This is a genomic window from Nonomuraea sp. NPDC049269, from assembly GCF_043197155.1.
GTDB lineage: Bacteria > Actinomycetota > Actinomycetes > Streptosporangiales > Streptosporangiaceae > Nonomuraea.
This window is the reverse complement of the sequence record NZ_JBICSO010000006.1, coordinates 237,771-262,079: the sequence shown is the minus strand read 5'-3', so window position 1 is coordinate 262,079 and position 24,309 is coordinate 237,771. Positions and strand designations below refer to the sequence as shown.

The 24,309-nt window shown below is 68.5% G+C and carries 21 protein-coding genes and 1 tRNA gene; 17 read left to right on the top strand and 5 right to left on the bottom strand.

The features are described 5' to 3' along the window. Positions 1 to 467: 467 nt before the first annotated feature. Both ACGFNP_RS33075 and ACGFNP_RS33070 read left to right on the top strand, forming a co-directional pair. Complete coding sequence (locus tag ACGFNP_RS33075; RefSeq protein WP_358328240.1) at positions 468 to 1,370, top strand: 4-(cytidine 5'-diphospho)-2-C-methyl-D-erythritol kinase; 903 nt, start codon at positions 468 to 470, stop codon at positions 1,368 to 1,370. 373 nt (positions 1,371 to 1,743) lie between these two features. After that, positions 1,744 to 3,540: an ABC-F family ATP-binding cassette domain-containing protein gene (locus tag ACGFNP_RS33070; protein ID WP_393325361.1), complete on the top strand. Its 1,797-nt coding sequence runs from the start codon at positions 1,744 to 1,746 to the stop codon at positions 3,538 to 3,540. 295 nt (positions 3,541 to 3,835) lie between these two features. Here ACGFNP_RS33070 and ACGFNP_RS33065 read toward each other — a convergent pair whose 3' ends face one another. Beyond that, positions 3,836 to 4,336, bottom strand: coding sequence for a MarR family winged helix-turn-helix transcriptional regulator (locus ACGFNP_RS33065; protein WP_393325359.1), 501 nt, complete (start codon positions 4,334 to 4,336; stop codon positions 3,836 to 3,838). Positions 4,337 to 4,495: 159 nt separating this feature from the next. Here ACGFNP_RS33065 and ACGFNP_RS33060 point away from each other — a divergent pair, with 159 nt between their 5' ends. Genes ACGFNP_RS33060 through ACGFNP_RS33045 form a run of 4 tightly spaced genes read left to right on the top strand, consistent with a single transcriptional unit; the run spans position 4,496 to position 8,329 of the window. Beyond that, positions 4,496 to 5,269 carry a trans-aconitate 2-methyltransferase gene (locus ACGFNP_RS33060; RefSeq protein ID WP_393325357.1) on the top strand — a complete coding sequence of 258 codons (774 nt, stop codon included), beginning with the start codon at positions 4,496 to 4,498 and terminating at the stop codon, positions 5,267 to 5,269. After that, a complete protein-coding gene (locus ACGFNP_RS33055; RefSeq protein WP_393325355.1) occupies positions 5,266 to 5,601 on the top strand; it encodes a glyoxalase in 336 nt (111 codons plus the stop codon). The genes ACGFNP_RS33060 and ACGFNP_RS33055 overlap by 4 nt, the downstream gene beginning before the upstream one ends. Positions 5,602 to 5,654: 53 nt before the next feature. Next, positions 5,655 to 7,157, top strand: a complete 1,503-nt coding sequence (locus ACGFNP_RS33050; protein ID WP_393325353.1) for a CHAD domain-containing protein — start codon at positions 5,655 to 5,657, stop codon at positions 7,155 to 7,157. Continuing rightward, positions 7,154 to 8,329, top strand: a complete 1,176-nt coding sequence (locus tag ACGFNP_RS33045) for a cytochrome P450 (protein WP_393325351.1) — start codon at positions 7,154 to 7,156, stop codon at positions 8,327 to 8,329. The genes ACGFNP_RS33050 and ACGFNP_RS33045 overlap by 4 nt, the downstream gene beginning before the upstream one ends. Before the next feature lie 4 nt (positions 8,330 to 8,333). Here ACGFNP_RS33045 and ACGFNP_RS33040 read toward each other — a convergent pair whose 3' ends face one another. Genes ACGFNP_RS33040 through ACGFNP_RS33025 form a run of 4 tightly spaced genes read right to left on the bottom strand, consistent with a single transcriptional unit; the run spans position 8,334 to position 13,173 of the window. Then, positions 8,334 to 9,167: an NUDIX domain-containing protein gene (locus ACGFNP_RS33040; RefSeq protein ID WP_393325349.1), complete on the bottom strand. Its 834-nt coding sequence runs from the start codon at positions 9,165 to 9,167 to the stop codon at positions 8,334 to 8,336. Next, positions 9,160 to 11,220 carry an RNA degradosome polyphosphate kinase gene (locus ACGFNP_RS33035; protein ID WP_358328262.1) on the bottom strand — a complete coding sequence of 687 codons (2,061 nt, stop codon included), beginning with the start codon at positions 11,218 to 11,220 and terminating at the stop codon, positions 9,160 to 9,162. Before ACGFNP_RS33035 ends, ACGFNP_RS33040 begins: the two co-directional genes overlap by 8 nt. Positions 11,221 to 11,273: 53 nt before the next feature. Next, positions 11,274 to 12,176, bottom strand: coding sequence for a TetR family transcriptional regulator (locus tag ACGFNP_RS33030; protein WP_393325347.1), 903 nt, complete (start codon positions 12,174 to 12,176; stop codon positions 11,274 to 11,276). Between the two features lie 58 nt (positions 12,177 to 12,234). Then, the gene (locus ACGFNP_RS33025; RefSeq protein WP_393325345.1) at positions 12,235 to 13,173 is read right to left on the bottom strand and encodes an acyl-CoA desaturase; all 939 of its coding nucleotides are present in this window, start codon (positions 13,171 to 13,173) and stop codon (positions 12,235 to 12,237) included. 232 nt (positions 13,174 to 13,405) lie between these two features. Between ACGFNP_RS33025 and ACGFNP_RS33020 the strand changes: the two genes are divergently transcribed. From ACGFNP_RS33020 to ACGFNP_RS32970, 11 genes are all read left to right on the top strand, one after another. Beyond that, positions 13,406 to 13,477: transfer RNA gene (locus tag ACGFNP_RS33020), tRNA-Gln, on the top strand. A 118-nt stretch (positions 13,478 to 13,595) separates the two neighbouring features. Continuing rightward, positions 13,596 to 15,047, top strand: a complete 1,452-nt coding sequence (glmU, locus tag ACGFNP_RS33015) for a bifunctional UDP-N-acetylglucosamine diphosphorylase/glucosamine-1-phosphate N-acetyltransferase GlmU (RefSeq protein WP_358328268.1) — start codon at positions 13,596 to 13,598, stop codon at positions 15,045 to 15,047. 64 nt (positions 15,048 to 15,111) lie between these two features. Continuing rightward, positions 15,112 to 16,089 carry a ribose-phosphate diphosphokinase gene (locus ACGFNP_RS33010; RefSeq protein ID WP_219534033.1) on the top strand — a complete coding sequence of 326 codons (978 nt, stop codon included), beginning with the start codon at positions 15,112 to 15,114 and terminating at the stop codon, positions 16,087 to 16,089. A gap of 93 nt (positions 16,090 to 16,182) precedes the next feature. Further along, positions 16,183 to 16,791 carry a 50S ribosomal protein L25/general stress protein Ctc gene (locus tag ACGFNP_RS33005; protein ID WP_358328271.1) on the top strand — a complete coding sequence of 203 codons (609 nt, stop codon included), beginning with the start codon at positions 16,183 to 16,185 and terminating at the stop codon, positions 16,789 to 16,791. A 60-nt stretch (positions 16,792 to 16,851) separates the two neighbouring features. Beyond that, on the top strand, positions 16,852 to 17,436 hold the full coding sequence (pth, locus tag ACGFNP_RS33000) for an aminoacyl-tRNA hydrolase (protein ID WP_358328274.1): 585 nt from the start codon (positions 16,852 to 16,854) through the stop codon (positions 17,434 to 17,436). Between the two features lie 112 nt (positions 17,437 to 17,548). After that, positions 17,549 to 18,988, top strand: a complete 1,440-nt coding sequence (locus ACGFNP_RS32995; protein WP_393326240.1) for a sugar transferase — start codon at positions 17,549 to 17,551, stop codon at positions 18,986 to 18,988. Further along, entirely contained in the window at positions 18,988 to 19,764 is a 777-nt protein-coding gene (locus ACGFNP_RS32990) for an inositol monophosphatase family protein (RefSeq protein ID WP_393325341.1), read from the top strand. The genes ACGFNP_RS32995 and ACGFNP_RS32990 overlap by 1 nt, the downstream gene beginning before the upstream one ends. Positions 19,765 to 19,782: 18 nt before the next feature. Beyond that, the gene (gene cysD / locus ACGFNP_RS32985; protein ID WP_358328281.1) at positions 19,783 to 20,697 is read left to right on the top strand and encodes a sulfate adenylyltransferase subunit CysD; all 915 of its coding nucleotides are present in this window, start codon (positions 19,783 to 19,785) and stop codon (positions 20,695 to 20,697) included. A gap of 4 nt (positions 20,698 to 20,701) precedes the next feature. Beyond that, positions 20,702 to 21,964, top strand: coding sequence for a sulfate adenylyltransferase subunit CysN (cysN, locus tag ACGFNP_RS32980; RefSeq protein ID WP_358328284.1), 1,263 nt, complete (start codon positions 20,702 to 20,704; stop codon positions 21,962 to 21,964). Between the two features lie 195 nt (positions 21,965 to 22,159). Further along, positions 22,160 to 23,068, top strand: coding sequence for a sulfotransferase (locus ACGFNP_RS32975; protein WP_393325338.1), 909 nt, complete (start codon positions 22,160 to 22,162; stop codon positions 23,066 to 23,068). A 175-nt stretch (positions 23,069 to 23,243) separates the two neighbouring features. Further along, positions 23,244 to 24,164: a glycosyltransferase family 2 protein gene (locus ACGFNP_RS32970; RefSeq protein WP_393325336.1), complete on the top strand. Its 921-nt coding sequence runs from the start codon at positions 23,244 to 23,246 to the stop codon at positions 24,162 to 24,164. Positions 24,165 to 24,309 lie beyond the last annotated feature (145 nt).

The window sequence follows — 24,309 nt, the reverse complement described above, 5'->3', positions numbered from 1 at the left end:
CACTCTCTTCCTCTCAAAAGCCCATATTTCCCCTACTGCAGCGACCTACCCACGTCCAGCCACCAGCCACCAGCCACCAGGCTCTGGGCACTCCGGCACTCCGGGCAGTACCGTCCGCCCCGCAGCCCCGCAGCCCCGCAGCCCCGCAGCCCCGCAGCCCCGCAGCCCCGCAGCCCCGCAGCCCCGCAGGGTTCGTGGCCCTCAGTGCTCTGGGGCCGCAGCGCCGGTGGATCAGGGACCCGCAGTTCCAGTGAGTGAGACGATTCGGTTGTACCGGCCGTCCGGTCGTTTGGTCCGTCAAGCGCCTTAACCTCTGTGTATGTCACCGGCCTCCAGGGGTACGCGCGTTGGCTCGGGTCCCATACAGGGCTTCACCACTTCTGCCGAGAATCACGTGACCAGGAAGCGAGCCACTATAAGCTCATGAGTCCTCGACCCCGCCAAGCGACGAAAGTGACAGAAGATCGATGAGTTCGGTTACCGTACGGGTGCCCGCGAAGGTCAACGTGCAGCTATCCGTCGGACCGCTCCGCGAAGACGGCTATCACGACCTGGTCAACGTTTTCCACGCGGTATCGATCTTCGACGAAGTGGTCGCCAAGGAGTCCGAGTCGATCACCGTCACGGTGGGGGGAAACTGGGCGGACCGTGTCCCGCTCGATGACGAGAACCTCGCGATTCAGGCCGCGAGAGCCCTGGCCAAGCACGCGGGCCGCACTTATGGTGTGGCGCTGATCATCAATAAGGCCATTCCCGTGGCCGGTGGCATGGCCGGGGGGAGCGCCGACGCGGCGGGGGCCCTGGTGGCGTGCAACGAGCTGTGGGGGCTTGGCCTGCCGTTCGAAGATCTCATGGAGATCGCCGGTGATCTAGGTAGTGACGTGCCCTTCTCGATGCTCGGGGGCACGGCAGTGGGGATCGGCCGGGGCGAACAGCTCAGCGAGTTGCCGACCGGTGGCCAGTTTCACTGGGTGTTCGCGGTGGCGGAGGGTGGGCTGTCCACCGCCGCTGTCTACGCCGAATGCGATCGGCTCCGCGCCGCGACCAGTGCCGAAATCCCCTGGCCGCAGTTGAGCGACCCCCTGCTGGAGGCGCTCGGCGCCGGAGACGCCCGCAAACTGGGCGCGTACCTGACGAACGACCTCCAGCCCGCCGCCCTGACACTCCGTCCTCAACTGGCCCGCACCCTCGAAGCCGGCCGTGAGTACGGCGCACTCGGCGCGATCGTCTCCGGTTCCGGTCCCACCTGCGCCTTCCTCGCGACCGACGCCGCCCACGCCGACCAACTGGCCACCGCCCTCTCCACCACCAACATCACCCGCACCGCCATCCCCGCCCACGGCCCTGTCCCGGGCGCGATAGTGGTCTAAGGCCGTCAGCGCCGTACGCCCCCTCTGCCGTACGCCCCCTCTGCCGTACGCCCCCTCTGTCGTACGCCCCCTCTAGGGTGCGATGCGACTGTTCAGAGGAGGATGGAAGCGCTGCCAGACGGGGGGAGCGGGCAGCGCGGGGCCGCTTGGATGGCCCCCCGCCCGTTCGCCTGTTCGGCCGCTTGTCACGTCTCTTTCCCCGTTCGTCTGTCCGGCCGCTTGTCACGTCCTCCTTCCCCGTCCGCCTGTTTGTCCATCTGGCCGCTCGCCCGCCCGGTTGCTCGCCCGCTCGCCGATTGGGGGACACCCCCGGTGCGGTGGCGGCTTGGCGTCGTCACCACAGCGTCGCGCGGGCCGATACCCTGGTAAGGCCATGAATCTGGTAAATCTCGAGTCTGTTTCCCATGCCTACGGGCCCAAGCCGCTGCTCAGCGACGTCTCCCTCGGCGTCGAGGTCGGAGAGCGCATAGGTGTCGTCGGACGTAACGGCGGCGGTAAGACCACACTTCTGTCGGTGATCGCGGCGGATGTCCGGCCGGACAGCGGCCGGGTTACCCATACCCGGGGGCTGCGGGTGGGCATGCTGACGCAGCATGACGCGCTCGACCCGGCGATGCCCATCCGGGAGATCGTGCTGGGTGAGAAGGCCGAGCACGAATGGGCGGGGGATCAGGGCGTCCGCGAGATTCTCAGTAATCTCATCGGCGATCTCGATCTTGAGGCCAAGGCGGGGGATCTGTCTGGTGGTGAGCGGCGGCGCACCGCGCTGGCCCAGTTGCTCATCGAAGAGCACGACCTGATCATGCTCGACGAGCCCACGAACCATCTCGACATTGAAGCCATCGCCTGGCTCGCCGGTCATCTGGCCGGACGTAAGAGCGCGTTGGTGGTCGTGACACACGACCGGTGGTTCCTCGACGCGGTCTCCACCAGGACGTGGGAGGTCGTGGACGGGCGAGTCGAGCGGTATGAGGGCGGTTACGCCGCGTACGTGCTCGCGAAGGCGGAGCGGGCGCGCATCGCCCAGGCCGCCGAAGAACGCCGCCAGAACCTCATGCGCAAGGAGATCGCCTGGCTGCGGCGCGGCCCGCCCGCGCGTACGTCGAAGCCCAAGTTCCGGGTGGAGGCCGCCCAGGCGCTGATCGCCGACGAGCCGCCGGCTCGCGAGAGCGTGGAACTACTGCGGTTCGCGGCGGTCCGGCTCGGCAAGACCGTGTACGACCTCGAAGACGTCACCCTGCACGCCGGTGGCCCGGGCAGCGGCCCGCTGGTGCTCGACGACTGCACCTGGCAGTTCGGGCCGGGCGACCGCGTCGGGCTGATCGGCGTCAACGGTTCCGGCAAGTCGTCCGTGCTCCGGTTGCTCGCCGACACGGTCCAGCCCGACTCGGGCCGGATGGCCAGGGGCAAGACGGTACGGCTGGCGCACCTGTCCCAGGAACTGGCCGAACTCGACCCCACCCGCCGGGTGCTGGAGACGGTCGAGGAGATCCGCAAGTACATCCAGGTCGGCAAGAAGGAGTGGTCCGCATCCCAGCTGCTCGAACGCCTGGGCTTCAAGGGCGAGGCGCAGTGGAAGGTCGTCGGTGACCTGTCGGGTGGTGAGCGGCGGCGGCTGCAACTGCTCAGGCTGCTCATGGACGACCCCAACGTGCTGCTGCTCGACGAGCCGACCAACGATCTCGACATCGAGACGCTGAACGAGCTCGAAGACCTCCTCGACGGCTGGCCCGGCACGCTCATCCTGGTGAGCCACGACCGCTACTTCCTGGAGCGCGTCACAGACAAGTGCGTAGCCCTCCTGGGCAACGGCAAGCTCTCGTTCCTTCCGGGGGGCGTGGACGAATACCTGGCCCGCCGAGCCCAGGGCACCGCCCTGACAGCGCGAACGACCTCACCCCAGCCCATTCCCGCCCAGACCCAGCCCGCAGCCCTCCAAGAGGGCATGTCGGCCAAGGAGGAACGAGAGCTCCGCAAGGAGCTGAACCGCCTCGAACGCCAACTCGACCGACTGGGCGACCAGGAGGCCAAGCTCCACGCCGCGATGGCGGACGCGGCCAGCGACTACGCCAAACTAGGCTCCCTGGATGCCCAGCTCAGAGACATCCTCGACCAGAAGGACACAGTCGAAGCCGAGTGGCTCGAACTCGCCGACCGACTGAGCGACTGACTCGGAAGCAGGGGCCCAAGTACGCGCCGTAGCGGTAAGCGGTTGGCATGCATGCGGGCGTCTGGCTTCTGAAGCAGACGCCCGACGAACGAGCGGTGACGGGCTTCCGAAGAAGGCGGCCAAGAACGAGTCGTTACGGCGAGCACCCCGTGAGCCTTCACGACCGGCGCCTGACGGTCGCGCGCCAACGACGGCGGCGCGGGCAACCCATGCGAAGCCGTACAGAAAACAAGCGTCTCAAATCTTGAGACCGACCGTGGAATTGCGCCGTTCGCCGTCTGCGGAACGCGAGCGGCTAGGAGTCGAACGGCGCGAGCATGGTGCGGAGCAGAGCGGACAGGGTGCGTTGGTCGTTGGGGGCCAGGGCGGCGAGTAGGGCGTGTTCGCGTCGCAGCAGGTCCGCGAACGCGGCATCCACCCGCGCCACCCCGCTCTCGGTAAGCGACACCAGCACCCCCCGCCGATCCTCCGGATCCGGCCGTCGCCGGACCAGGGACGCCTGGGCGAGGCGGTCGATGCGGTTCGTCATCGTGCCCGACGTGACCAACGTGGCCCGGATCAGCGCCCCCGGGCTCAGCTCGTAGGGCTTGCCCGCCCGCCGCAGCGCCGTCAGCACATCGAACTCCCACGGCTCGAGATCGTGCTCGGCGAACGCGGCCCGCCTGGCCCGGTCGAGATGCTTGGCCAGGCGCGAAACCCGCGACAGCACCTGAAGCGGCTCGACGTCGAGGTCCGGGCGCTCCGTCCGCCAGGCCGCCACCAGCCGGTCGACCTCGTCCTGCGGCTCCTCGTTCACGACACCGCCTTGCTATGAGATCGCCAGATCGGGAAGAGCGCGTCCTGCGGCTCCTCGTTCGCGACACCAGATCGCCAGATCGGGGGGAGCGCGTCCTGTGTCATGGTCAGATTGTACTGTCTTGACATCGAGATACATATCTCGATATCAATAATCTCTATGTCGAGAGATATCTGGGATCCCACAACGTACGCCAGGTACACCGACGAGCGAGCACGCCCGTTCTTCGAGCTGACCGCCAGAATCGGCGCCGACAGCCCCGATTATGTCGTGGACGCCGGCTGTGGCACCGGCGAACTCACCGTCGAACTCGCCCGCCGCTGGCCCCAGGCTACCGTGGACGGCTTCGACGCCTCCCCAGCCATGATCACCGAGGCCCGCCGGCACCAGCAGATCAGGTCCACGGTCGCCGATGTCACCACGTGGCGCCCCGACCGGCCGGTGGACGTGCTGGTCTCCAACGCCGTCCTGCAATGGGTGCCCTCGCACCGCGACGTGCTGGAGCACTGGATCGACTCGCTGAGCCCGGACGGCTGGCTGGCCTTCCAGGTGCCGGGCAACTTCGACGCCCCCAGCCACGTGGCGATCCGCGAGCTCTGCGCCACGCCCGCGTGGTCCGATCGGCTCGGCGACTTCGACCGGGGCAGCCCGGTCGACGACGCCGCCGGCTACGTCGACTTCCTGAGCGGCTGCCGGGTCGACGCCTGGGAGACGACGTACGTCCACCTACTGGAGGGCGACAACGCGGTGCTGAACTGGATCTCCGGCACCGCCCTGCGCCCGATCTTCGACCGGCTGGAGGCCGACGAGCAGAAGAAGTTCACGGCCGAGCTGGCGCAGCGGCTCGACGAGGTCTATCCGGCCAAGCCGTACGGCACGCCGTTCCCGTTCCGGCGCATCTTCGTGGTGGCGCAGAAACGTCAGCAGCAGTGATCAAGGGCCTGCACCATGTCCAGCTCGCCGCGCCCGCGGGGAGCGAGCCGATGCTGAGGGAGTTCTACGGAGGAGTCCTCGGGCTCCAGGAGGTCCCCAAACCGCCTGATCTGGCCAAACGCGGTGGCGTCTGGTTCCGTGGCGAGGGCGTCGAGGTGCATCTCGGCATCGAGGACGACTTCCGGCCCGCCAGCAAGGCGCACCCGGCGTTCCTGGTGGACGACCTCAACGCGTTCAGCACCGAACCCCCCGACGACCTGCTCCCGGGCTACCGCCGGATCTACCTCACGGACCCGGTGGGGAACAGAATCGAGCTATTGCAAGAAGTGTGAAGTTCATCCAGTGGTGGCATGATTGTCCAAATCGGCCAAGGCTGTGAGGTGCTGTGGGCATCGAAATCGAGGACAAGTTCGACGTTCCCCCCGACTACGCGGTACCCGACCTGAGCAAGCTTGGGGAGATCTCGGGCCCGAAGAGCTATCAGCTCGTGGCGCTCTACTACGACACGCCCGATCTGCGGCTGGCGACCCGGGGCATCACCCTCCGCCGAAGACGCGGCGGTGACGACGCGGGCTGGCATCTGAAGCTGCCCAAGGCCAAGGGCGTCCGTCAGGAGATCACCCACCCGCTCACCCGGAGCACCAAGGTCGTGCCCCCCGAACTGGCCGAACTCGTCCGCGCCTACACCCGCGGCGCCGAACTCCAGGTGGTGGCCGAGCTCGACACCCGCAGGACCGTCTCACTGCTGCACGACGGCCCGACCCCGCTGGTCGAGATCGCCGACGACCGGGTCAAGGGCACGGTCTACACCAAGAAGCCAGACGAGCCGGTCGCGTCAGAAAAAACGGACGTCGTGCGGTGGCGCGAGGTCGAGGCGGAGCTGCTCGAAGGTGACCAGGCCCTGCTCGCCAAGATCGGCAAGCGGCTCATGAAGGCCGGCGCCACCCCGGCAGTGGCGGCCAGCAAGCTCGCCAGACTCCTCGAACCCCCACCCCCCGCCCAGGCCCTGACAAAAGACGGCACGGCAGGCCAAGTCATCGTGAACTACCTGGCAAGCCAGGTAACAGCCCTCCTCTCACAAGATCCCCGAGTACGCAGAGCGGAAGAGGACGCCGTCCACCAGATGCGCGTCGCCGCCCGCAGGCTGCGGAGCGCGCTCAAGGCGTTCGACACCGTCATCACCGGCACGAAGCGAGTCCAGGACGAGCTGCGCTGGCTGGGCGCCGTGCTCGGCGAGGCCCGGGACCTGGAGGTGATCAGAGCCAGGTTCGCCCGCGAGCTGGCGGTGCTGGCCCCCGAACTGGTCACCGGCCCCATCGTGGCCAGGCTCGGCGAGGACCTGCTCGCGCGCGAGCACGAGGCGTACGAGCGCATCAAGGAGACCCTCAGCGGCGAGCGCTACTACGCGCTGCTCGACGCCCTCGACACGATGACGGCCACGCCGAGGCTGACCAAGGCCGCGGCGAAACCGGCACAGGACAAGCTCAGTGACGTGGCCGCCGGCAACTGGGACCGGGTGACCAAGGCCTACGACACCGCCCAGGCGATCTCCGACCTCGAGCGCCGCGAGATCGCCATGCACGACGTACGCAAGGCGGCCAAACGCGCCCGCTACACCGCCGAGGCCCTCCAGCCCACGCTCGGCAAGAGCATGGCCAAGCTGGCCAAGCACGCCGCGGCCGTGCAGGAGGTGCTCGGAGCGCACCAGGACGGTGTGGTGGCGCAGGAGACGCTGGCCAAGGAGGCGGAGACCGCGCGGCAGGCAGGCGAGGACACCTTCACCTACGGCCTGCTCATCGGCCTCGAACGCGGCACGGCGGAGCGAGCACACGCGGACTTCCCCAGAGTCTGGGCCGAAACAGTGCAAGCCATCGGGAAACTACTATGAGTGACTTACCAGTCATACCTTTCGACCGACATGACGCGCTCGAGGTCCCCGCGGCCTATCGGGAGCTGCGGGCCGAGAAGGGCATCACCCGGGTACGGACCCGGGTGGGCGGTGAGGTCTGGCTCGTCAGCGGCTACGAGGACGCCCGCAAGCTGTTCGCCGACTCCCGGCTCGGGCGCTCGCACCCCGAACCGGAGAAGGCCGCCCGCGTCTCCGGCTCCGCGCTGCTCGGCGGCCCCCAGGGCGAGAGCGCGACCGAGAAGGCCGACAACGAGCGGATGCGCAAGCTGTTCATGCCCTCGTTCTCCGCCCGCCGGATGAAGGCGCTCGGCGACCACGTGGGCGCCCTGGTCGACGAGCGGCTGGAGCACCTGGCCGGCCTGACGCCGCCCGCCGACCTGCACGCCGAGCTGTCCTTCCCGCTCCCCGTACTGGTCATCTGCCAGCTGCTCGGCGTCCCCTTCGAGGACCGGGACTACTTCAGCGGCGTCTCCGCCCGCATGGGTGACGTCACGGACGAGGCCAAGGGCATAGCGGCGCGCGAGGAGCTGAGCGCGTACATGGCCGGGCTCATCGAGCGCAAGCGGCACGATCCCGGCGAGGACGTCCTGTCCGACCTGGCCGACGTGCTGGACGACGACGGCAGGATCGCCCAGCTGGCCGGCGGGCTGCTGTTCGCCGGACATGAGACCACGGTGAACCGCATCGACTACGGCGTGCTGTTCCTAGAGGCCAATCCCGACCAGCTCGCGCTGCTCAAGGCCGACCCCGGGCGGGCGCCCGCCGCCGTCGAGGAGATCCTCCGCATGGCCTCGCCCAGCCTGCACGGCCTGCCCCGCTACGCCCACGACGACATCGAGATCGGCGGCGTCACGATCCACAGGGGCGAGGCCGTGCTGATCATGCCCGGCGCGGCCAACAGGGACGAGCGGATCTACCCCGACCCCGACACCTTCGACGTGGGCAGGACGTCCAGTGACCCGCACCTGAGCTTCGGGTACGGCCCGCGCTACTGCATCGGCGCCAGCCTGGCCAGGGTCGAGCTGGAGGCGGTGTTCAGCCGGCTCTACCGGCGCTTCCCCGACCTGCGGGTGGCCGTGCCGTTCGACGAGCTGCGGCGCAACGAGGGCCGGATCACCGAAGGGGTCGCCGAACTGCCCGTCACCTGGTGACCGGTCACGTCGGGTAGCGCTCCACGCTGACGACCCGCTCGCCCAGCCGGTGCAGGACGGCGAACGCCCCCTTGCGCAGGTTCACGTCCTTGCCGCTGAGCGACTGGATCAGGTCGGGCAGCACCTTGCCGTGGCTGCACACGGCCGCCGCCGTCCTGAGCTCCTCGACCAGCGCGGTCGTCTTGTCCGGGTCGTGGTGCTCCTCGCTGAGCAGCGGCTCGGTCCTGATGTCCGCGCTGTACGGCTGGAGCGTCTGAACGCACCTGAGGCTGGGCGAGCTCACCAGGACCTCGGGACGGTAGGCGGGCAGCACTCGGGCGATGGTCTCGGCCTGCGCCCTGCCGTCCGTGTCGAGGGGGCGCAGCGCGTCATCGCCCTTCCACGCCTGCCTGGAGCCCGCGGAGCCATGACGTATCAGGACGAGCGGGACGGTCTCCAGCGGCGCCGCCTCCAGCGAGTGGAGCAGGCCCGCGTCCCACTCCCAGGTCAGGAGCTCGCGGGCGCGGTCGAGCGACAGCCAGCGCAACTCGTCCACCTCGTCGCCGGGGGTGAACGCCACGCTCTCGGGCGTGGCCTGGGCCGCCCAGTAGTCGACCCGCTTGAGCCGGTCCGTGATCAGGTAATGGACCGGCGGCAGGGCGCGGCCGAGCGCCGTGACCAGGCCCGTCTCCTCGCGTACCTCGCGCAGCGCGGCGGTGATCACGTGCTCGCCGTGTTTCAGCTTGCCCTTGGGGAAGGTCCAGTCGTCGTAGGCCGGGCGGTGGATGACGGCCACCTCGGGGCGGCGCTCGTCACCACGCCACACCACGGCTCCGGCGGCACGGAGCGGGTCAGTCATCAACGGTCCTCCAGCGGCGGGTGCCGATCAGATGGCTCTGCAGGTCCTCGCCCGGATGTCGCACCCAGGTTCCGTCGGAGTTCAGCTGCCACGCGCTCGTCGTGTCAGCGGTGGCGAAGTCCATCAGCTCGATGAGGTACGCCCTGTGCTGCTGGCTGGTCACCTTGACCAGGGACTCGACCCGGCGTTCGAGGTTGCGGCGCATCAGGTCGGCGCTGCCGATCCACACCTCGGGCCGCCGGCCCAGGCCGAACTCGTAGATCCGGGAGTGCTCCAGGAAACGGCCGAGTATCGACCGTACGCGGATGTTCTCCGACAGATCCGGAATGCCTGGGCGGAGGGTGCAGATGCCCCGCACCCACAGGTCCACCTGCACGCCAGCCCGCGACGCCCGGTAGAGGGCGTCGATGAGCGGCTCGTCCACCAGAGAGTTCGTCTTGATCCTGATGCGCGCGGGACGGCCCGCCTCCTGGTGGGCGATCTCCCGCTCGATCCTGGCCATCAGGCCGCCGCGCAGCGAGTGCGGGGCGACGAGCAGCCTGCGGTAGGCCGAGTGGTTGGAGTAGCCGGTCAGGTGGATGAACAGGTCCGTGACGTCCTCGCCGACCAGCGGGTCCGCGGTGAGCAGGCCGAGATCCTCGTACTGCCTGGCCGTCTTGGGGTTGTAGTTGCCCGTTCCGATGTGGCAGTAGCGGCGCAGCTCGCCGGACGGCTCCTGCCGTACGACCAGGGCCAGCTTGCAGTGCGTCTTCAGCCCGACCACGCCGTAGACCACGTGGCAGCCGGCCTTCTCCAGCTTGCGCGCCCATTCGATGTTGGCGTGCTCGTCGAAGCGGGCCTTGATCTCCACCACCACGACGACCTGCTTGCCCGACTCGGCCGCCTCGATCAGCGCGTCGACGATGGGGGACTCGCCGCTGGTCCGGTAGAGGGTCTGCTTGATCGCCAGGACGTTCGGGTCCTCGGCCGCCGCCTCGATGAAGCGCTGCACGCTGGTGGCGAACGAGTCGTAGGGGTGGTGCAGGAGCACGTCCCGCTCGCGCAGCGCCGCGAAGATGTCGTCATCCGCCAGCACGGCCTCCCTTGGGACGAACGGCCGGTAGCTCAGCTCGGCCCGGTCCAGATCGGCGAGGGCGTGCAGCCCGGTCAGGTCGAGCGGACCGGCCAGCCGGTAGATCTCGTGCGGCGCGACTTCGAGCTCCTCGACCAGCAGATCGAGCACCTCGGGCGTGATGGTGTCCTCGACCTCCAGCCGTACGGCCGGGCCGAAGCGGCGGTTCTTCAGCTCCCGCTCCAACGCCTGCATGAGGTTCTCGGTGATGTCCTCGTCCACGTCGAGGTCCTCGTTGCGGGTCACCCTGAAGGCGTGGTGCTGGACGATCTCCATGCCCTTGAAGAGCTGCCCCAGATGTGCCGCGATGACGTCCTCCATCGGCACGAACCTGTCCTTGGACGCGGTGACGAACCTGGGCAGCTGCGAAGGAACCTTGACCCGCGCGAACACGGTGTGATCGTTCGCCGGATTCCTCACCAGGACCGCCAGATTCAGGCTGAGTCCCGAAATATACGGAAATGGGTGTGCGGGGTCGACGGCCAGCGGCGTCAGCACCGGCCGGATCCGCTCCCTGAACAGTTTGCGCAGCTCCGTACGCTCCTCGCGGCCCAGGTCGTCCCACCTGACGATCTCGATGCCCTCGGCGGCCAGCTGCGGGCAGACCTGCTGGTGGAAGACCGCCGCGTGCCGCTTGGCCAGCTCGTCGGAGATCGCCGAGATCCGGGCCAGCTCCTCGCGCGGTTTCAGCCCACTCTTCGTCCTGAGCAGCAGCCCGGTGGCCATCCGCCGCTTCAGCCCGGCCACCCGTACCCGGAAGAACTCATCCAGGTTGCTGGCGAAGATCGCCAGGAAGCGGACGCGTTCAAGTAGGGGCAGGGCCGAGTCTTCAGCCAGTTCCAGCACCCGCTCGTTGAACTGCAGCCAGCTCTCCTCGCGGTTGAGGAACCTCTCTTGTGGCAGGGGGAGATCGCTCTCAGGACGAAGTGGTTCCGCGGACATATGAGAAATATGCCCCATTTGGTTGAACAGAACGTGAACGACCCGGCAACGGCTTATTCTGCCTGGTCAATCTGCTCCAGCCTGGCGGCGCGTTCGGCCAGGCGAGCCTCCCGCTGGCGCAGCTTCTCCTCGCGCTCGCGGGCCTTCTCGGCGTCCTTCAGCAGCTTCTCGCGCTCCTTCAGCTCGCGGACCCGGATCTTCTCGGCCTCCTTGAGCTCCCGCTGGCGGGCCTTCTCGGCCTCCTTGAGCTCCTTGTCGCGGGCCTTCTCCAGCTCGCGCAGCTCCTTCTCGCTGGTGCGCGGCACGGCGACGGGCGGGTGGGCGCGCCCGGTCGCGGTGATGGCCGGCTGCGGGTTCAGCCCGGTCAGGCCGTTCCAGGCCAGGTTGACCACATGGGCGGCGACCTCCTCGCGGCCCGGCTTGCGCACGTCGAGCCACCACTGGCCGGTCAGCGCCACCATGCCGACGAGCATCTGCGCGTACATCGGCGCCAGCTTGGGGTCGTAGTTGCGAGAGACGAACTCGTCGGCCAGAACGTCCTCGACCTGGCTGGCGATCTCGCTGATCAGGCTCGCGAACGTGCCCGTGCCCGAGGCGGCGTGCGAGTCGCGCACCAGGATGCGGAAACCCTCGCTGCTCTCCTCTATGTAGTGGAGCAGGGCCAGGGCGGCCCGCTCCAGCTTGATCAGCGAGTGGGAGGCGGACAGCGCCTCGGTGATCATGCTGAGCAGCTTCTGCATCTCCCGGTCGACCACGACCGCGTAGACGCCTTCCTTGCCGCCGAAGTGTTCGTACACCACCGGCTTCGAGACCTGGGCCGTTGCCGCTATCTCCTCGATGGAGGTCCCGTCGAACCCCTTCTCGGCGAAGAGCGTACGGCTGATCTGGATCAGCTGCTCTCTTCGTTCCCTGCCAGTCATGCGCCTGCGAGATCGGGGTTCGGTCACGGTTTCCATAATGGCGGTGCTCGATGATTGACCGGTCATCAAAGGGCCGGTCATCAAGGAGCCGGGGTCATCCAATGCGCTTCGCCGCCAGGCGTTCGGGGGTCGGCCAACGTACGTCGTACACCCAGCCGAGCCGTTCGAAGATCCGGATGACTTCGGCGCTGAGGTCGATCTGGCCCTTCAACGCGCCGTGCCTGGCGCAGGTGGGGTCGGAGTGGTGCAGGTTGTGCCACGACTCGCCGAACGAGGGGATGGCCAGCCACCACACGTTGCGCGACTTGTCGCGGACCTGGAAGTCCTCCTCGCCGAACACGTGGCAGATCGAGTTGATCGACCAGGTCACGTGGTGCAGCAGGCCGATGCGGATCAGCGAGCCCCAGAACAGCGCGGTCAGCGCGCCCTGCCAGGACCAGGTGAGCAGGCCGCCGAGGATGCCGGGCAGCAACAGTGAGGTGAGGGCCAGCGGGCCGAACCACTTGTGCAGCTTGACGACGTCGTCGTCCTTGACCAGGTCGGGGGCGTACTTCTCGCGGTTGGTCCGGTCGGCGTCGAACATCCAGCCCATGTGCGCGTACAGCAGACCCTTGGACAGCGACTTGAAGCCGGGGCCGAAGCGCCACGGCGAGTGCGGGTCGCCCTCCTTGTCGGAGAACTTGTGGTGCTTGCGGTGGGTGGCCACCCAGTCGAGCACGGACATCTCCAGCGAGAGGCTGCCCGCGATGCCCAGCGCGATCTTCAGGGGGCGCTTGGCCTTGAACGAGCCGTGCGTGAAGTATCGGTGCAGACCGACGGTGACGCCGAGGCCGGTCACGACATAGAAGACGAAGGCGATGACGATGTCGGTCCAGCCGAGCCCCCAACCCCACGCGAACGGCACCGCGGCCACGATCGCGATGAGGGGGAGCCCCACGACGAGGGCGAAGGTGACGAGCTCGGCTTTGGTCCGGGGTTCGGGTTCGACGTCGGGCTTCGGTCCGGGGGACGTGCGCTCGGCGATAACGGTCATGGGCTACCTCTCACGACATATATGAGAACGAATGTCCTGGCTACGCCACCGTAACCTACGCCATCGTAAGTTAGTAAGACCTAAGCCGCGAGTGTGGCGAAGGCGACTCTCTGCCCGGAAGAGGAGTAGGTTCTTTACCTTGCGGCTTTTCGGGTGGTCTGTTATGTGGCGCGCGCGTGGGCCAAGGATCGGTATCGTAGGAGTGCGTCGGGCACTGCGGTGCCCGATTTAGTCCCGGATCGTCTAATCGGCAGGACAAGTGGTTTTGGTCCACTTTGTAGGGGTTCGAGTCCTCTTCCGGGAGCTTGGAGGCTCTCCCGCCGAGTAAGCGTGAGTGTCCGTTGGGTATCCTCACGGTGTCGGGAGGGTGGCGGTGCGAGAGCCGCGACCCTGAACCGCCCAGCCACAGGGAGCCCCAGTCCGTGAGTGTGCCGCGCCCGGCCGCAGTCATCGTCCTCGCCGCAGGCGAGGGCACCCGGATGAAGAGCCGAACCCCCAAAGTCCTGCATGAGATGTGCGGCCGTGCCTTGGTCGATCACATGCTCACCGCCGCTCGCGACCTAGGTCCCGAACGGCTCATCGTCGTCATCGGCCACGCCTCCGAACGGGTCGGCGCGCACCTGGCCGAGTCGAGCCCCGACGCGCGCGCCGTCGTCCAGCGGGAGCAGCGCGGCACCGGCCACGCCGTCCGCACCGTGCTCGAAGAGCTCGGCACGATCGCCGGCACCGTCCTCGTCACCTACGGAGACGTGCCGCTGCTCCGTACGCAGACCCTCGCCGGGCTGCTCGAACGCCATACTGGTGACGGCAACGCGGTCACCGTGCTGACGGCCGAGGTGCCCGACCCGACCGGATACGGGCGCATCATCCGCGACCCCGGCGGCGCCGTGCTGGAGATCGTCGAGGAGAAGGACGCCACGCCCGAGCAGCGCGTCATCAAAGAGATGAACTCCGGCATCTACGCCTTCGACGGGCTGCTGCTCGCCGATGCGGTCAAACGGGTCTCCACCGACAACGCCCAGGGCGAGGAATACCTCACCGACGTGCTGTCCATCCTGCGGGAGGAGGGCCACCGGGTCGGCGCGCACATCGCCGCCGACTTCGTCGAGGTCGAGGGTGTCAACGACCGCGTACAACTCGCCTCCGCCCGCAAGGTGCTCAACCAGCGGCTGCTCGACGGCCACATGCGGGCCGGAGTCACGATCATCGACCCGGCCAGCACCTGGATCGACGTCGGCGTCGAGATCGAGCCCGACGTGGTCGTCCACCCCGGCACGCAGCTGCACGGTCACACCGTCATCGAAGCCGGAGCGGAGGTCGGGCCGGCCACCACGCTGACCGACACCAAGGTCGGCGCGGGCGCGGTCGTACGCAACGCGGTCTGCGACCACGCCGAGATCGGCCCGGAGGCGAGCGTCGGTCCCTATGCCTACCTGCGCCCCGGCACTGTGCTCGGCCACAAGTCCAAGGCGGGCACGTTCGTCGAGATGAAGAACACGCAGGTCGGCGAGCGGTCGAAGGTGCCACACCTGTCGTACGCGGGCGACGCCACGATCGGCGACGACGTCAACATCGGCGCAGCCGTGATCTTCGTCAACTACGACGGCGTCAACAAACACCGCAGCACGGTGCGCGACGGCGCGTTCGTCGGCTGCGACTCCATGCTCGTCGCCCCCGTGACCGTGGGCGACGGCGCTTACACCGCGGCCGGTTCGGTCATCGACGGCGACGTCCCCCCGGGGGCGATCGGCGTGGCCAGGGCGCGACAGCGCAACATCGAGAAATGGGTCTTGCGCCGGCGCGCGGGTACGAAATCGGCGGCGGCGGCGGAAAAGGCGCTGGCCAAGCAAGAACAGCAGGAGAGTGGCAAATGACCGAGCTTGTCGAGGTCATCAGTAACAACCGCACCGTGGTCATGGGACCGACGAAGGAGATCTCATGACCAGCATCAAGCAGCCCGGCGAGAAGAACCTCATGCTCTTCTCCGGCCGCGCCTACCCCGAGCTCGCCGAGGAGGTCGCCGAGCACGTCGGCGTCTCACTCACGCCCACCAAGCTGATCGACTTCGCCAACGGCGAGATCTACGCCCGCTACCTCGAATCCGTCCGCGGCTGCGATGCCTTCGTGATCCAGAGCCACACCTGGCCCATCAACCAGTGGATCATGGAGCAGCTCATCATGGTCGACGCGCTGAAGCGGGCCTCCGCCAAGCGCATCACCGTGGTCATGCCGTTCTTCGGCTACGCCAGACAGGACAAGAAGAGCCGCGGCCGCGAGCCGATCACGGCCAGGCTGATGGCCGACATGTTCAAGACCGCGGGCGCCGACCGGCTCATGTCGATAGACCTGCACACCTCGCAGATCCAGGGCTTCTTCGACGGCCCGGTCGACCACCTGTTCGCCATGCCGGTGCTCGAGAGCTACCTGAAGAACCGGCTCGACCTGGCGACCACCACGATCGTCTCGCCCGACACCGGCCGGGTCCGGCTGTCGGAGCGCTGGGCCGACACGCTCGGCACGCCGCTGGCCTTCATCCACAAGCGCCGCGACCTCGACGTGGCCAACTCGGTGAAGGTCAGCGAGGTCGTCGGCAAGGTACGCGGACGCACCTGCGTGCTGATCGACGACATGATCGACACCGCGGGCACCATCTGCAAGGCCGCCGACGCCCTCTACGAGCAGGGCGCCACCAACGTGATCACCGCCGCCACCCACGCGGTGTTCTCCGATCCCGCGGTCGACCGGCTGAAGAACTCCCGGATCTCCGAGGTCATCGTCACCAACACCCTGCCGTTGTCGCAGGCCAACAGGTTCGACAAGCTCACCGTCCTGTCGATAGCGCCGCTGATCGCCCGCGCGATCACCGAGGTGTTCACCGACGGCTCGGTGACCAGCTTGTTCGAGGGTGACACCTGAGCCGGTAGACTTGGAGGGTTGCGTTCGTAACGCCTTCCGCTAGGGCGGGTGAGGGGGAGCGCAAAATCCTGAACTGCATCCCTAGGAGATGTCGTGTCTGAAGTACGTATCGCCGCCGAGCCGCGCACCGTGTTCGGCAAGGGCGCCGCTCGCAAGATCCGCCGTGACAACAAGGTGCCGGCCGTCCTCTACGGCCACGGCACCGACACCAAGCACCTGACGCTGCCCGGCCACGAGGTGCTGCTCGCGCTCCGCACCGCCAACGTGCTGATCCACCTCAAGGGCGACGGCGTCGACGAGCTCGCGCTGCCCAAGGGCGTTCAGCGCGACCCGATCAAGGGCTTCGTCGAGCACGTCGACCTGCTCCTGGTCCGGCGGGGCGAGAAGGTCACGGTCGACATCCCGGTCACCACGGTCGGCGACGTCAACTCCGAGGGCCTGCTCGACCAGCAGCTCGTCTCCGTCTCGGTCGAGGCCGAGGCCACCCACATCCCGACCGGCGTCGAGGTCGACGTCGAGGGCCTGACGATCGGCACGGTGATCACCGCCGCCGACCTCAAGCTGGCCAAGGGCACCACGCTGATCGCCGAGCCCGAGACCGTCATCCTCCAGGTCATCTCCAAGCCGGTCGAGGAGCCCACCGCGGCCGAGGCCGAGGAGGCCGCCGCGGCCGCCACGCTCAGCGACGAAGCCGCCGAGTAACACGCCGCTGTTCGGCGACGGGGCAGCCGATGGCTGCCCCGTTTCGCGTGAGGGAGACACATGGACCGCTGGTTGATCGTCGGGCTGGGCAATCCAGGTTCCGAGTACGCCGGCAACAGGCACAACGCGGGCTTCATGGTGCTCGACGAGCTGGCCGCCAGGGCCGGCGGGCGGTTCAAGGCGCACCGGAGCCGGTCCGAGGTGCTGGAGTCCAGCCGCGCGGTGCTGGCCAAGCCGCTGACGTACATGAACCTTTCGGGCGGGCCGGTCAAAGCACTGTCCGACTTCTACAAGCTCGCCCCCGACCGGCTGATCGTGGTCCACGACGAGCTCGACGTCCCGTACGGCGCGCTGCGCGCCAAGCTCGGCGGCGGCGACAACGGCCACAACGGGCTGAAGTCGATCACCAAGGTGCTCGGCACCCGCGACTACCTGCGAGTACGCTTCGGCATCGGGCGCCCGCCCGGCCGGATGGATCCCGCAGCCTACGTTCTGAAGGACTTCGCCACGGCTGAGCGCAAGGACCTGGCCTTCCTGGTCGACCGGGCGGCCGACGTGGTGGAGTCGCTGATGGAGCGCGGCCTCGAAGTCACGCAGAACGAGTTCCACCGCGCTGATCTGCACATTTCCGGCCCTCCTCGCTGACCATCGCATTGGGTCGTTCGTAGGTTCCCATGCCTCCACCGACGCTACGATCTGGTGACTGTCTGTAGATCACCGGTCACGTGGAGGATTCGTGCGCGACGGCGAGGGGCTGATGACCCTAGTCCGGTCCGGCCACGCCAGGTCCAGGAGGGTCAGCCCCTACCTGCCTACCTGGATACGCGCCTATCGCATCCGTGCCATGTTCAGCGACTTCCTGTGCGCGGGCATGGCGTCCGGCTCCGCGTTCTACGTCAGGTTCGGCGGCTTCACCGCCTACTCCGCGCCATACTTCGCGGTCAGCGTGGCGCTGCCGCTGCTGTGGATCTGCACGGTCGCGTTCAACCGGGCCTACGAGCCGCGCATGATCGGCATCGGCTCCGAGGAGTTCCGCCGCGTCGTGCAGTGCGGCGTCGCGCTGACCGCCGCGACGGCCATCGGCTCCTACGTGACCAAGACGGACATCGCCCGCGGCTACGTGGTCCTCGCCCTGCCGCTCGTCACACTCTTCACCCTTTTCTGCAGGTATGGCCTGCGCCGCTCGCTGCACCGGCGCCGGGCGGCGGGCGCGTGCATGCGCAAGGTGGTGGCCGTCGGGCACGCCTCGGCGATCGCCGAGCTGGTCCAGCTGTTCCGCAGGGAGCCCTACCACGGCATGGAGGTCGTGGCCGCCTGCCTGCCCGACGACGCGCCCGAAGAGCGGATCGCGGACGTGCCCGTCGCGGGCGGTTTCAGCGACGTGTCGATCGTGGTCGACCAGTCCGGCGCCGACACCGTGGCCGTGCTGGCCTGCCCCGAGATGGACGGCCAGGCGCTGCGCCGGCTGGCCTGGCGGCTGGAGCGCACCCGGACCGACCTGGTGGTCGCCCCGGCGCTGATGGACGTGGCCGGGCCGCGCACGATGATCCGGCCGGCCGCCGGACTGCCGCTGCTGCACGTCGAGCACCCCGAGCTGGCGGGGGCCAGGCAACTGGTCAAGAACGGCTTCGACCGGGTGGTGGCCGCCCTGCTGCTGGTGTGCCTGGCGCCGCTGCTGGGCGGGCTGGCGCTGGCCGTACGCGTGACCAGTCCCGGGGCGGCGCTGTTCCGGCAGATCCGGGTCGGCAAGGACGGCAAGCTGTTCATGATTGTGAAGTTCCGCACGATGCGGCGCGGCGCCGAGCAGCAGAAGATCACTCTCGTCAGCGATGGCGACGGCGTGCTGTTCAAGGTCCGCAACGATCCCCGGGTGACGCCGCTCGGCACGCTGATGCGGCGCCACTCGCTCGACGAGCTGCCGCAGCTCATCAACGTGGTGCTCGGGCACATGTCGCTGGTCGGACCGCGCCCGCCGCTGCCGGAAGAGGTCGCCCGCTATGGCGACGACGTGCGCAGAAGACTGCTGGTCCGGCCCGGACTGACCGGGCTGTGGCAGGTTAGTGGGCGATCCGACCTATCGTGGGAGGAATCCGTCCGTCTCGACCTGCGTTACGTGGAGAACTGGTCTCTCATGTTGGATCTTCAGATCCTCTGGAAGACCTGGTCGGCCGTCGCCCGCGGGCAAGGAGCTTATTGATGACGATTCGGGACGACCATGCCCTCGCCGCCGATCTGGCGACGGAGGCGGGCGAGCGGTTGCTGGAGACTCGGCGACGCACCGGCTTCGGTGACGCGGCCGCGCTGCGGGCCGAGGGCGACCGCAGCGCGCACGTCTTCCTGATGGAGTCGCTGGCCCGGCTGCGGCCGAGCGACTGCGTGCTCTCCGAGGAGGCCACCCGCGAGGAACGGCTGGACCCGCGCAGGCAGAGCGCCTCACGGGTGTGGATCGTCGACCCCCTCGACGGCACCCGCGAGTTCTCCGAGGAGGGCCGGGCCGACTGGGCCGTCCACGTGGCCCTCTGGGACCGGGGCGCGCTGGCCGCCGGCGCGGTGGCGCTGCCCGCGCAGGGCCGCACGCTCACCACCGCCGAGCCGCCCACGCTGCCCGCCTTCGACCCCGCCGCCAACAATGGCCGGTTTCGCATCGCGGTGAGCCGCACGAGGCCGCCTGAGTTCGTGCAGAAGCTGGCCTACCTGGTCGGCGCCGACCTCGTGCCGATCGGGTCGGCCGGGGCGAAGATCTCCGCCGTGCTCACCGGCGAGGTCGAGGCGTACGTGCACGCCGGAGGCCAGTTCGAGTGGGACTCAGCCGCGCCCGTCGCCGTCGCGCAGGCGGCCGGGGCCCACGCCAGTCGCATCGACGGCTCGCCGCTGACCTACAACCAGGTTGACCCCTCACTACCGGATATCCTTGTTTCCCTACCTGACTTGGCGTCTGCTCTGCTCGCCGGGATTCGGGATCTGCACCGCTGAAGGCCGGAGGAAGTCCCCATGCTCCAGCGCGACTATACGACGTCGCAGCTCGACGTACTCGAAGCCGAGGCCATTCACATCATGCGTGAAGTGGCGGCGGAGTTCGAGCGTCCCTGTCTGCTCTTCTCGGGCGGCAAGGACTCCATCGTCATGCTGCGGATCGCCGAGAAGGCGTTCTGGCCGGCCCCGATCCCCTTTCCGCTGATGCATGTCGACACGGGCCACAACTTCGAGGAGGTCATCGAGTTCCGTGACCGCCGTTCCGAGGAACTGGCCGCCCGCCTGATCGTGGCCAGCGTGCAGGACTCGATCGACGCCGGGCGCGTGGTCGAGGAGACGGGGCGGCGCGCCTCGCGCAACCGCCTGCAGACCACCACGCTGCTCGACGCGATCGAGGAGCAGGAGTTCGACGCCGTCTTCGGCGGTGCCCGCCGCGATGAGGAGAAGGCCCGCGCCAAGGAGCGGGTGTTCTCCTTCCGCGACGACTTCGGCCAGTGGGACCCGAAGAACCAGCGCCCCGAGCTGTGGAACCTCTACAACGCGCGGATCCGCAAGGGCGAGCACATCCGGGTGTTCCCGCTGTCCAACTGGACCGAGCTCGACGTCTGGGACTACATCCGGCGCGAGGGCATCGAGATCCCGTCCATCTACTTCTCCCACACCCGCAAGGTCTTCGAGCGCGACGGCATGCTGCTGCCCGACTCCGAGGTCGTCAAGCGGGGCGACGATGAGCCGCTGTTCGAGGCGGTGGTGCGCTATCGCACGGTGGGTGACATGACCTGCACCGGGGCCGTGCAGTCCACGGCCGCCACGGTGGAGGAGATCATCGAGGAGATCGCGGTCACCCGGATCACCGAGCGCGGGGCCACCAGGGCCGACGACCGCGCCTCGGAGGCCGCCATGGAGGATCGCAAGCGGGAAGGCTACTTCTAAACCTATGGACATCCTGCGTTTCGCCACGGCCGGAAGCGTCGATGACGGCAAGTCCACCCTGATCGGCCGCCTGCTCTTCGACTCCAAGGCGATCTTCGAAGACCAGCTGGAGGCGGTCGAGCGCACCTCGCGCGACCGCGGCACCGAATACACCGACCTGTCGCTGCTCACCGACGGCCTGCGGGCCGAGCGGGAGCAGGGCATCACGATCGACGTGGCCTACCGCTACTTCGCGACGCCGCGCCGCAAGTTCATCATCGCCGACACGCCCGGGCACATCCAATACACCCGCAACATGGTCACCGGCGCCTCCACCGCCGACCTGGCGATCATCCTCATCGACGCGCGCAAGGGCGTCCTGGAGCAGTCGAGGCGGCACGCCTTCCTGACCACGCTCCTGCGGGTGCCCCACCTGGTCCTGGCCGTGAACAAGATGGACCTGGTCGACTACTCCGAGGAGCGCTTCGAGGAGATCCGCGAGGAGTTCACCGCCTTCGCCTCGAAGCTGAACGTGGCCGACCTGACGTTCATCCCCATCTCGGCGCTCAACGGCGACAACGTGGTCTCCAGGTCCGAGAACATGCCCTGGTACCACGGCTCGTCGCTGCTGCACCACCTGGAGAACGTCCACATCGCCTCCGACCGCAACCTGGTCGACGTGCGCTTCCCCGTCCAATACGTGATCCGCCCGCAGCGGGCCACCGACCACGCCTTCCACGACTACCGCGGCTACGCGGGCCAGGTGGCGGGCGGCGTGCTCAAGCCCGGCGACGAGGTCGTCCACCTTCCCTCGGGCCTGGTCACCCGGATCGCCTCGATCGACACCTTCGACGGGCCGGTGGAGGAGGCGTTCCCGCCGATGTCGGTGACGCTCCGCTTCGAGGACGACATCGACATCTCGCGCGGTGACCTGATCGCCCGGCCCAACAACCAGCCGCAGGTGGCGCAGGAGATCGAGGCCATGGTCTGCTGGATGGCCGACACCACCAAACTGGCGCCGCGCTCCAAGCTCATGATCAAGCACACGACGCGCACTGCCCGGGCGCTCGTCCGCGACCTGCACTATCGGCTCGACGTCAACACACTGCACCGGGACGAGACGGCGACCTCGCTGTCGCTCAACGAGATCGGGCGGGTGTCGTTGCGGATCACCCAGCCGTTGTTCGTGGACGACTACTCGCGTAACCGGCTGACCGGTGGGTTCATCCTGGTGGACGAGGCCACGAACGGGACGGTGGGGGCCGGCATGATCATGGACGTGCGGTAGTCACGTCGTTCGAGGCGGGCGTCCGGTGGGCCGGGCGCCCGCTTTTGCGTGTTCTGTGTGGCTTGGCGGCAGGTGGCGCTGACCAGGGATCGCGGTGGGACTTAGGTAGATCCTTTACCGTTTCACGGATGGAATGATTACTCTCCGCGCTAGCCTCTCCACGTTCCGTATTCTTCGCGCGAAAGCCGTTCCCCCGTGACTCACCGTTCGACCGCTTCCAGAGTGATCTACCTGGGCGGCCTCGGCCGTAGCGGCACCACGCTGCTCGAAAGACTGCTCGGCGAGATCCCGGGCGTTACGCCCCTGGGCGAGGTCGTCCACCTCTGGGCCAGAGGTGTGCTGGCCGGCGAGCCGTGCGGATGTGGCGCCCCCTTCCCGGCCTGCCCGTTCTGGCGCGAAGTCGGCGAGACCGCGTTCGGCGGATGGACACCGGCTCTGGCCGAACGCGTCCTCGCCCTGCGGCACCGCGTCGACCGCACGCGCAGGATCCCGCACATCACCCACCCGGATCTGGCGGAGTACGCCGCCACCTACCAGCGCCTCTACGACGCCGCGGCCGTCACCGCCGGCGCGACGGCCGTCGTCGACTCCGGCAAACACGCCTCCCTGGCCTTCTGCCTGGCGGCGGCCGGGGTGGACGTGCACGTGGTCCACGTGGTCAGAGACCCGCGGGCCGTCGCCCACTCCTGGCGCAAGACCGTCGAACGCCCCGAGGACGGCCGCCCGATGACCCGCTGGGGCCCCGCCCGCACAGCGGCCCACTGGACGGCCCAGAACCTCGCCCTGGACCTCCTCTCCGCTCGCGGTGTCCAGGTGACGAGGCTCCGCTACGAGGACCTCCTGGCCGACCCAGCGGCCGCCCTGGCGACATTGGCCGACACCCTGGGCCTGACCACGGCGCTGCCGTTCCTCACCGGCACGACCGCCCGGTTGACCACCGCCCACACCGCCTCGGGCAACCCCATGCGCTTCACCGTCGGCCCGGTCCACCTTCGACGGGACGACTCATGGAGATCCGGCCTGTCGCGCCACCACCGGCGGCTGGTCGCCGCCCTCACCTGGCCGCTCCGGCTGAGGTACGGCTACGGGGAGGCGATGGCATGAACGCGCCTCGGACCTGCGATACCGGACCGCGAGCCGTACCTCATGGACCGGCTGCCGATACCGGGGCGCGAGTCGTGCCTCGTGGGTCGGTTGCCGACGCCGGGGTGCGAGCTGTGCCTTGTGGATCGGTTGCCGACGTCGTGGCGTGGGCCGTACCTCTCGAAGTGGGGGCCGCATGAGCCCGTCCGTCGGTGTGGTGATCCCGACCCGGGGAGACCGGCCCGAACAACTGCGGACGGCCACCCGAGCCGTCCTGACGCAGGACTACCCCGGGCGGATCTCGCTGGCCATCGTCGTCGACGGTGGTGATCCCGCCGCCGTCGCCGAGCAGGTGGCCGACGTGGCCGCGCAGCGGAACGGCACGGGCGTCCACCATCGTGTGCTCGTCCTGCCCAACGTCCTCAGCGCCGGTCTGCCGGGCGCGCGCAACACCGGGATCGCCGCCTGCCACACCGAGCTGATCGCGTTCTGCGACGACGACGACGTATGGCTGCCGGGCAAGCTCGCCGCGCAGGCGCGGGCCATCGAGGGCGGCGCCGAGTTCGTGAGCTGCGGCATCGAGGTCGAGTACGGCCGGCGCCGGGTGCCGAGGCTCGCGGGCACCGACACGGTCACGGTGGCCGACCTGGTGCGTTCGCGCATGGTGATGGTGCACTCGTCGACGTTCCTGTTCAGGCGTGGCGCCGTGTGGGTGGACGAGAGCGCTCCGGCCGGGCAGAACGAGGACTGGGATCTGGCCCTGCGCGCCGCCAAGCGGCATCCGATCGCGAACGTCGATCGCCCACTTGTACGTATCCGTTGGGGCAATTCCCACTATGTCGCCGGCTGGGCCGACCGCATCGCCGGGCTGGAATGGATGCTCGCCCGTCACCCCGAACTGGCCGTGGATCCGCGAGGCGCAGCGCGGGTCTACGGCCAACTCGCCTTCCACCACGCCGCGTTGGGCCGGCGCCGTGAGGCCGGACGCTGGGCCCTCCGTACATTCGCCTCCCGCATCGGCGAACCTCGCGCGCCGATCGCCCTCGCCGTCGCCGCCGGCCTCATCTCGGCACGGGCAGTGCTCGCCCTGCTCCACGATCGGGGGCACGGCATTTGACCTACCCCAGACCTCCTTCCCACGGCCATACCGAGCAGCCGGAGCCAGCGGTGTCGCCCCCTCGTGGCCCGGCCGAGCGCCCCGACCCGGCCGTGTCGCCGTCCCGCCGTCAGAGCGAGCAGGCGGGAAGGGCAATGCCGTGGTC

Excerpts from the sequence above, each read along its gene's own strand:
- ACGFNP_RS33075 (WP_358328240.1), top strand. The coding sequence starts at position 468 with ATGAGTTCGGTTACCGTACGGGTGCCCGCGAAGGTCAACGTGCAGCTA.
- ACGFNP_RS33070 (WP_393325361.1), top strand. The coding sequence starts at position 1,744 with ATGAATCTGGTAAATCTCGAGTCTGTTTCCCATGCCTACGGGCCCAAG.
- ACGFNP_RS33060 (WP_393325357.1), top strand. The coding sequence starts at position 4,496 with ATGTCGAGAGATATCTGGGATCCCACAACGTACGCCAGGTACACCGAC.
- ACGFNP_RS33045 (WP_393325351.1), top strand. The coding sequence starts at position 7,154 with ATGAGTGACTTACCAGTCATACCTTTCGACCGACATGACGCGCTCGAG.
- ACGFNP_RS33040 (WP_393325349.1), bottom strand. The coding sequence starts at position 9,167 with ATGACTGACCCGCTCCGTGCCGCCGGAGCCGTGGTGTGGCGTGGTGAC.
- ACGFNP_RS33035 (WP_358328262.1), bottom strand. The coding sequence starts at position 11,220 with ATGTCCGCGGAACCACTTCGTCCTGAGAGCGATCTCCCCCTGCCACAA.
- ACGFNP_RS33030 (WP_393325347.1), bottom strand. The coding sequence starts at position 12,176 with ATGGAAACCGTGACCGAACCCCGATCTCGCAGGCGCATGACTGGCAGG.
- ACGFNP_RS33025 (WP_393325345.1), bottom strand. The coding sequence starts at position 13,173 with ATGACCGTTATCGCCGAGCGCACGTCCCCCGGACCGAAGCCCGACGTC.
- ACGFNP_RS33010 (WP_219534033.1), top strand. The coding sequence starts at position 15,112 with ATGACCAGCATCAAGCAGCCCGGCGAGAAGAACCTCATGCTCTTCTCC.
- pth (WP_358328274.1), top strand. The coding sequence starts at position 16,852 with ATGGACCGCTGGTTGATCGTCGGGCTGGGCAATCCAGGTTCCGAGTAC.
- ACGFNP_RS32995 (WP_393326240.1), top strand. The coding sequence starts at position 17,549 with ATGACCCTAGTCCGGTCCGGCCACGCCAGGTCCAGGAGGGTCAGCCCC.
- ACGFNP_RS32990 (WP_393325341.1), top strand. The coding sequence starts at position 18,988 with ATGACGATTCGGGACGACCATGCCCTCGCCGCCGATCTGGCGACGGAG.
- cysD (WP_358328281.1), top strand. The coding sequence starts at position 19,783 with ATGCTCCAGCGCGACTATACGACGTCGCAGCTCGACGTACTCGAAGCC.
- cysN (WP_358328284.1), top strand. The coding sequence starts at position 20,702 with ATGGACATCCTGCGTTTCGCCACGGCCGGAAGCGTCGATGACGGCAAG.
- ACGFNP_RS32970 (WP_393325336.1), top strand. The coding sequence starts at position 23,244 with ATGAGCCCGTCCGTCGGTGTGGTGATCCCGACCCGGGGAGACCGGCCC.